Raw genomic sequence first — 7244 nt, 5'->3', positions numbered from 1 at the left:
TTGCTCCGAGGAGACCCGATGCGGCTCGGCGACCTGGTTGTCGACACCACCCCGCTGCGACAGAGCAAGGAGTTCCGCTACCTGTTCATCGCGCGGTTGGTGTCCCTCTTCGGGTTCGGGCTCACCACCGTGGCCATCCCGGTGCAGATCTACGACCTGACGGGCTCGTCCCTCCAGGTGTCACTCGTCAGCGTGGTGATCATGGTCCCGGTGCTCGTCGGCACCCTCGCCGGCGGCGTGCTCGCGGACCGGATGGACCGCCGCAGGCTGATCCTGCTGGCCCGGGGCGGCGTGGTGCCGGTGTTCGCCCTGCTCGCGCTCAACGCCCTGCTCGACCCCGCCCAGCTGTGGGTGATCTACCTGTGCGCGGCGCTGAACAGCGTGCTCAACGGCCTGAGCGCGACCGCGCTGATGGCCGCCACGCCCGCGATCGTCGGCCGCGACCACCTCGCGTCGGCGGGTGCGCTGATGGCCATCACGGCGGAGCTGGGCGCGATCATCGGACCGTCGCTGGGCGGCGGGCTGACCGCCGCGTTCGGCCTGGCCGCCAACTACGCGCTGACCGGCGTGGCCACCCTCGTCACGACCTCGCTGGTCGCCCTGGTCCGGCCGCTGCCGCCCACCGGACCGGCCGACGAGAGCCCGCTGCGGTCCATCGGCGAGGGGCTGAAGTTCGTGGCGCGCAGCCGGGTCATCGCCGGGCTGCTGCTGATCGACGTCTGCGTGGCGTTGTTCACCATGCCGTTCGCGCTGTTCCCGGAGATCGCCGAGCGGGTGTTCGCGGGCGGGCCCGAGGTGGTCGGCGTGCTGTACGCCGCGCCGGCCGTCGGCGCGATGCTCGCCGCCGCGGCCAGCGGGTGGACCGGGCGGGTCCGGCACACCGGGCGGTACCTGGTCGCCGCGACCATCGCGTGCGGCCTCGCGGTGGGGCTGTTCGGGTTGAGCGGCGGGGCGCTGTGGCTCGCGCTGACCGCGTTGGCGGTGCTGGGCGCGGCGGACACGGTGTCGGAGATCCTGCGGCGGTCGCTGTTGCAGCACAACACCCCGGACCACTTGCAGGGCCGGGTCAGCAGCCTGTGGCTGGCCCAGACCAACATCGCGCCCGCGCTGGGCAACTTCGAGGCCGGCGTGCTGGCGCGGCTGATCGGGCCGGTGTCGGCGGTGGCGGTCGGCGGCGCGCTGTGCGTGGTCTCCGCCGGTGCGGTCGGCGCGGCCGTGCCGGCACTGCGCGAGGCGAGCCTGCACGACCCGTCGGCCGACGAACTGGCCGAGGGTGCGGCCACGCCCTGACGGTCCGCGACCGTCCACTGTGGAGGAAAAGGACCGCGGCCACCCGACCCGAGCGGGTGGCCGCGGTGGCTCAGTCGTCGTCCTGGTCGTGGTGGTCGAAGTCGACCAGGCCGAGCTTCCAGTAGCCGTCGACGTCGTACGCGTCGCGGTGCAGGCCGCGTTCGTCGCGCAGGTGGCGGCGGACCGGCTTGAGGCAACCGGCTTCGCCCGCCACCCAGACGAAACCGTCGCCCTCGGGCAGCACCAGCGCGGCGATCGCGTCGTGCAGCAACGTCGTGGTGCCCGCCGGCGCGCCGGCCCGGTGCAGCCAGGTCAGCCGCACGTCGCCCTTGGAGTCCAGGTCCTGCTGCTCCGCCTCGTCGGCGACCTCGACGAACGCGTAGATCCGCTCGCCCTCGTCGGCCTGCGCCAGCCACCGGGCGATCGCGGGCAGCGCGGTCTCGTCGCCGGCGACCACGTACCAGGCCAGGCCCTTGGGCACGAGCACCGAACCGCGCGGGCCGAGCACGCCCACCGCGTCGCCCTCCGCCGCGCCCGCCGCCCAGGTCGAACCCGGGCCGTCGCCGTGCACCACGAAGTCGACGTCCAGCTCACCGGCCTGCGCGCGGTACTCGCGGACGGTGTAGTCCCGGAACGTGGGACGCGGCGCGGCCGGGTCGCGCTCCAGCCCCTGCGGGCCGAGCTTCGGCATCACCGGCAGACCCCCGCGCTCGGCGGGGAAGAACAGCTTCACGTGGTCGGCGGGCGCGGCCTCCCGGAACCCGGCCAGGTCGGGGCCCGCCAAGGTGACCCGCACCATCCGCGGCGTGAGCCGGCGGACCGCCTTGACCCGCAGCACGCGCGGCACCAGGTCGTACTGGACGACCTCCGGGGCGGCGACCGTCACTGCGCCTCCGCGAGGCTGCGCGGGCGCAGGTCGGTCCACTCGCGCTCGACGTACTCGACGCACGCCTGCCGGGTGTCCGGGCCGTGCGCGGTGGTCCAGCCCGCCGGCACCTCGGCGAACTCCGGCCACAGCGAGTGCTGGCCCTCGTCGTTCACCAGCACCAGGAACGTGCCGGCCTCGTCGTCGAAGGGATTGGTCACGACACGACTCCCCATCTCTTTGGTTAGGCTCACCTTACCTTGTGATGAGCCCGTCCACCACGAGTGAAATACCACGCAACGCGCGCTCGTCGTGCGCCGCCGCGCCACGGCTCGCCAACGCGGGTACGGCCGACCGCGCCATCCTGGTGCCGAACGACTCGTCGTCGGTGTTGGCCGCCGACAACGCCGCGCCGAACAGGTGCGCCCACAGGATCCGGGCCGAGCCCGCCAACTCGCCGTCCGGCACGCCGGCCCGCGACAGCGCCGCGAGCACCCGGTCCAGCAGCGGCAGGATCAGCGGGCCGGCCAGGCCGTCGACGGCCAGCGCGTGCACCGCCCACGGGTCCTCGCGCAACGCCTCGTAGACCGCCCAGGTGACCGCGATCAGCTCCGCGCGCGGGTCCGCGCCCGGCGGCGGCGCCACGATCTCGTCGGCCACCGCGTCCAGCATCGCCACGACCAGGCCGTCCCGGTCGCCGACCAGCCGGCGCAGGGTCGTCGCGGTGCACCCGAGTCCGGCGGCGACCGAGCGCAACGTCACGGCGGCCAGCCCCTCCCGACGGGCCAGCGCGCGCCCGGCGGCCACCACCTCGTCGCGGTCGGGCACCCGCGCCGGCTCGGCCTGCTCGTCCATTGTGGACGGAGGAACCGGGCCGATCCGGGATGCCAGGCCGTCCAGCAGGATCGTCAGCTTCTCGTCCAGCCAGCCCCGGCCGTGGAAGGCGTCCTGGTTGTCCGGTGCGACGGCCTCCCACGTGGTCTGGTAGATCTCCCGCAGGCTGCGCCGGCCGCGCGGGGTGTCGAACACCCGGTCCAGGCCGCGCATGGAGATCTCGGTGGCGATGGTCAGGTCGGCGACCAGGTCCAGCACCACCAGCGTGTCGCGCTCGGACAGGCCGTCCGCGCGCAGCCGGGAACCGTAGGCGACCAGCAGTTCGGTGACGCCCGGCGGCAGGCCCGGCGAGGACAGCACCGCCTCGCCGATGCCGGGAGACCGCTCCAGGAACCGCCACAGCGCGTCGGCGAACGCGAGCAGCAGGTCCCGCCACGGCAGTTCCGGCGACGGCCAGGCGAACTCCCGGATCGCCAGGTCGAGCGCGGCCAGCACGAGGTCGTCGCGGTCGTGGACGTACCGGTAGAGCGTCGAGTGGCCGACGCCCAGCCGACGCGCCACGGCGGGCATCGACAGGGTCTCCATGCCCTCTTCGAGGGCGGCGCGGGCCAGGTCGTCGCGGGTCAGCGACGGGGGCCGCCCCGGTCGCCGACCCGGCCGGGGCTGTTCGGTCACGCCGCCGACCCTACCCGCCGGACCGGTCACCGGCCCGCGAGACGCCAGCCCCGGGCCCGGTCGCGCTCCCGCCAGAACGCGGCGTAACGGCCGTCGGCCGCGAGCAGTTCCGCGTGCGTGCCCCGCTCGGCCACGCCGCCGTCGGCCAGCACGACGATCTCGTCCGCCGCCACCACGGTCGGCAACTGGTGCGCGATGACCAGCAGCGTCGAGCGCCGCCGCAGCACCTCCAGCGCGTCGCGCACGAACCGCTCGTTCTCCGCGTCCAGCGCGGCCGTGGCCTCGTCCAGCAGCACGATCGGCGCGTTCTTCAGGATGGCGCGGGCGATGGACACCCGCTGGCGCTCGCCGCCGGACAGCGACGTGCCGCCCTCGCCCACCTTCGTCCGCCACCCCTCGGGCAGCCGCGCGACGATCTCGTCCACGCCGGCCAGCCGACCGGCCTCCACCACGTCCTCGGGCGTGGCGTCCGGGCGGCCCACCCGGACGTTGCCCTCCAAGGTGTCGTCGAACAGGTAGACGTCCTGGAACACCATGGACACCTGGGCCATCAGGTCCTCGGTGGTCTGGTCGCGCACGTCGACGCCGCCGACCCGGATCACGCCGGCGTCGACGTCCCAGAACCGGGCGATCAGCCGGGTCACCGTCGTCTTGCCCGAGCCGGACGCGCCGACCAGCGCCGTCATGGTGCGCGGCGGCACGGTGATCGAGACGTCCCGCAGCACGGGCTTGCCCGGCAGGTAGCCGAACCCGACCCCGGCCAGCTCGACCGCGCCCGGCGCGACCACTGGGTCCGAAGTGGACGGTTCCGGCAGCGGCTGCTCGGCCAGCACCGACGAGATCCGCCGGACGTCGTTGTGCGCCATGCGCAACGCGCCCGCCAGCTCGGAGACCTCGCTCAGCGGCCCGGTGAACCGCGCGGCCAGCGCCAGCAGCGCGATCAGCGTCGCCGCGTCCGCCGAACCGCCCAGCGCGAGCACCACGCCGACCACGATCAGCACGGTGAACGCGAACTGGGTGACCAGCCCGCCGGCGAGGATGCCGGGCACCGACATCCACAACGCCTTGCGCCCCACCACGTGCTGCTCCTCGATCGCCGCCTCCAGCGGCTGGTGGCCGGCGGAGCCGCGACCGAACGCCCGCAGCGTCCGCTGGTGCCGGGCGTACTCGACCACCCGACTCGCGGCGGTCACCGCGGCGGCGTCCTGCAACTCGTCGGCGCGGCCGACCATCCGGCCCGACCAGCGGAACACCAGGTGCAGCAGCGGTGCGCAGACCAGCATGGCCAGGCCCAGCCGCCAGTCGAACACCAGGGTCACCAGCGCGACCGTGGCGGGCGTGGCGACACCGGCCACCAGCGGCGTGATCAGGTGCGCGAACAGGCCGCCGACGCTGACCGTGCCGTTGGTGACGACCCGGGACAGCCGGCCGATCTGCTCGTCGGTGAACCAGCCCACGGGCAGCGCGCCGACGTGCTCGCCGACCCGTTCGTGCAGGGTGGTCAGCACCACCAGCGCCACCGCGAAGCCCTTCATGGCCTGGATGTAGTGCGCGGCGCAGGTCGCGGCGACCGCGATGGCCATGACGACCAGCCAGCGCACCGCCTCGCCGGACTCGCCGGCCAGCAGCGCGCGCAGCACCGGCATCAGCAGCGCGGCGGCGATCCCTTGCAGCACACCGTAGACGACCACCCACACCAGGTACGTGCGCAGCGTGCGGCGGTGGCGCGGGCCGAGGATGGCGGCCAGTTCCTTGATCATCGGACGTCCCCTCGCTGTGCGGTTCCCCCGTACGCGGACCACAGCCGGGCGTAGCGGCCGTTGCGGTCCATCAACGCGGCGTGCGTGCCCTGCTCCACGACCTCGCCGCCGTCCAGCACGATGATCCGGTCCGCGCCGACGATCCCGGCCAGGCGGTGCGCGATGACCAGCACCGTGCGCCCCTTCGCCAGTTCGGACAGCGCGTCCTGCACCGCCGCCTCGGACTCCGGGTCGGCGAACGCGGTCGCCTCGTCCAGCACCAGCACCGGGCAGTCGGCGAGCAGGGCGCGGGCGATGGCGACGCGCTGCGCCTCACCGCCGGAGAACCGGGCGGCCACGGTCGCGTAGCCGTCGGCCAGCTCGGTGATCCGGTCGTGGATCCGGGCCGCCTTCGCCGCCGCCACCACGTCCTCGTCCGACGCGTCGGGCCGGCCGAGCCGGATGTTGTCGGCGACCGTGCCGTGCACCAGCGCCACGTCCTGGAGCACGAACCCGACCAGTTTGTAGAGCTGCTCGGGCGCGATGTCGCGGACGTCGACGCCGCCCACGCGGACCGCTCCCCCGGTCACGTCGTGGAACCTCGGCAGCAGGGTGGCCAGCGTCGACTTGCCCGAACCGGACGGTCCGACGAGCGCGGTCACCGTGCCGGGGGCCAGTTCCGCGCTCACCCCTCGCAGGACCTCGGTCGTGCCGTCGTAGCCGAACCGCACGTCGTCGAACTCCACCGCGTGCCCGGTCGGGGTCTTCGGCGCGGCCGGGACCGGGAGTTCCGGGGTGGCCAGCAGCGTCGAGATGCGCAGCGCCGCCGACGCGGCCGTGCGCCGGTTGTGCGCGCCGAACGACAGCGCCATCACCGTCGACGGGATCACCATGGCCAGCAGGACTTCGGTCATCGCCTCGGTGGGCGTGACCCACCCGGCGTCCACGAACCACAGCACGCCGGCGAGGCTGACCAGGCCGACCACGGGCGCGGACAGCGCGAGCGTGCCGACCGCCTCCAGCTTCAGCATGGGCCGCACCCACGCCGCGTAGAACCGGCCGAACTCCCCCGCCGCGCGGTGGTAGCTCTCGTGCGCGCGGCGGGTGCGGCCGAACGCCTTCACCACGCCGATCCCGGTCACGAACTCCACGACGGCCGCGCTGATCCGCGCGAACGCGGTGTCCATCTGCTCCATCTTCTCCTGGTAGCCGCGCATCATCCACGCGTAGAGCCCGGCGTAGAACGGCAGCGTCGCGACGGCCAGCAGCGCGAGCCGCCAGTCCAGCCACAGCAGGTACCCGAGCCCGCCGAGCGGCAGCACCAGGGCGGCGGTCATCTCCACCGAGTGGTGCGCGACCAGGTGGTGCAGGTTGGCGATGTCGTCCTGCGCGGCCTTGCGGACCGCGCCGGAGTTCGTGGCGCCGAACCAGCCCAGCGGCACCCGGCCGAGCCGGCGCACGATCCGCCGGCGCAGTGCGGCCTGGAGGTCGACGTCGGCGAAGTGGGTGATGGTCAGCGCCACCCCCAGCAGGACGCCGCGCACCCCCAGCCCGATCGCCACGACCCACGCCACGGTGATCACCGCGCCCCGGTCGACGGTCTGCGCCAGGAGCAGGGTGGCGAGTTCGGCCAACCCCACGAACGGTACCAGCCCGGCCAGCGCGCCGATCGCCGCGAGCAGCATCGCGAACCGCGTCCGGCCCATGACCGGCGCTCTCAGCCCGGCCAGCGCCCGAGCCGCCGCACGGCCCTCGGCGCGCGCGTCGGCCGGTGCCGCCGCAGCGGCCCCGACCTGCGCTTCCTCCACAACGACGGTGGTCACACCGTGCCCCCTTCCGCT

The 7244-nt window shown here is 74.2% G+C and carries 6 protein-coding genes; 1 reads left to right on the top strand and 5 read right to left on the bottom strand.

Annotated features, from left to right (window positions below):
* The first annotated feature begins 18 nt into the window (after positions 1–18).
* On the top strand, positions 19–1290 hold the full coding sequence (gene entS / locus AC0HI0_RS01300; protein ID WP_480930368.1) for an enterobactin transporter EntS: 1272 nt from the start codon (positions 19–21) through the stop codon (positions 1288–1290).
* Between the two features lie 70 nt (positions 1291–1360).
* Here entS and AC0HI0_RS01295 read toward each other — a convergent pair whose 3' ends face one another.
* The 5 genes from AC0HI0_RS01295 to AC0HI0_RS01275 are packed head-to-tail and all read right to left on the bottom strand — an operon-like array spanning position 1361 to position 7226.
* The gene (locus tag AC0HI0_RS01295; protein ID WP_480930367.1) at positions 1361–2176 is read right to left on the bottom strand and encodes a siderophore-interacting protein; all 816 of its coding nucleotides are present in this window, start codon (positions 2174–2176) and stop codon (positions 1361–1363) included.
* Complete coding sequence (locus AC0HI0_RS01290; protein WP_480930366.1) at positions 2173–2376, bottom strand: MbtH family protein; 204 nt, start codon at positions 2374–2376, stop codon at positions 2173–2175. The genes AC0HI0_RS01295 and AC0HI0_RS01290 overlap by 4 nt, the downstream gene beginning before the upstream one ends.
* Before the next feature lie 34 nt (positions 2377–2410).
* Positions 2411–3664: a TetR/AcrR family transcriptional regulator gene (locus tag AC0HI0_RS01285; protein WP_480930365.1), complete on the bottom strand. Its 1254-nt coding sequence runs from the start codon at positions 3662–3664 to the stop codon at positions 2411–2413.
* 26 nt (positions 3665–3690) lie between these two features.
* Positions 3691–5424 (bottom strand): ABC transporter ATP-binding protein, encoded by a 1734-nt coding sequence (locus AC0HI0_RS01280; RefSeq protein ID WP_480930364.1) that lies wholly within the window; start codon positions 5422–5424, stop codon positions 3691–3693.
* The gene (locus AC0HI0_RS01275) at positions 5421–7226 is read right to left on the bottom strand and encodes an ABC transporter ATP-binding protein (protein ID WP_480930363.1); all 1806 of its coding nucleotides are present in this window, start codon (positions 7224–7226) and stop codon (positions 5421–5423) included. Before AC0HI0_RS01275 ends, AC0HI0_RS01280 begins: the two co-directional genes overlap by 4 nt.
* Positions 7227–7244 lie beyond the last annotated feature (18 nt).

Source organism: Saccharothrix sp. NBAS 001, assembly GCF_056640475.1.
The sequence above is the reverse complement of the archived record's forward strand: the minus strand, read 5'-3'. Positions and strand labels throughout refer to the sequence as shown.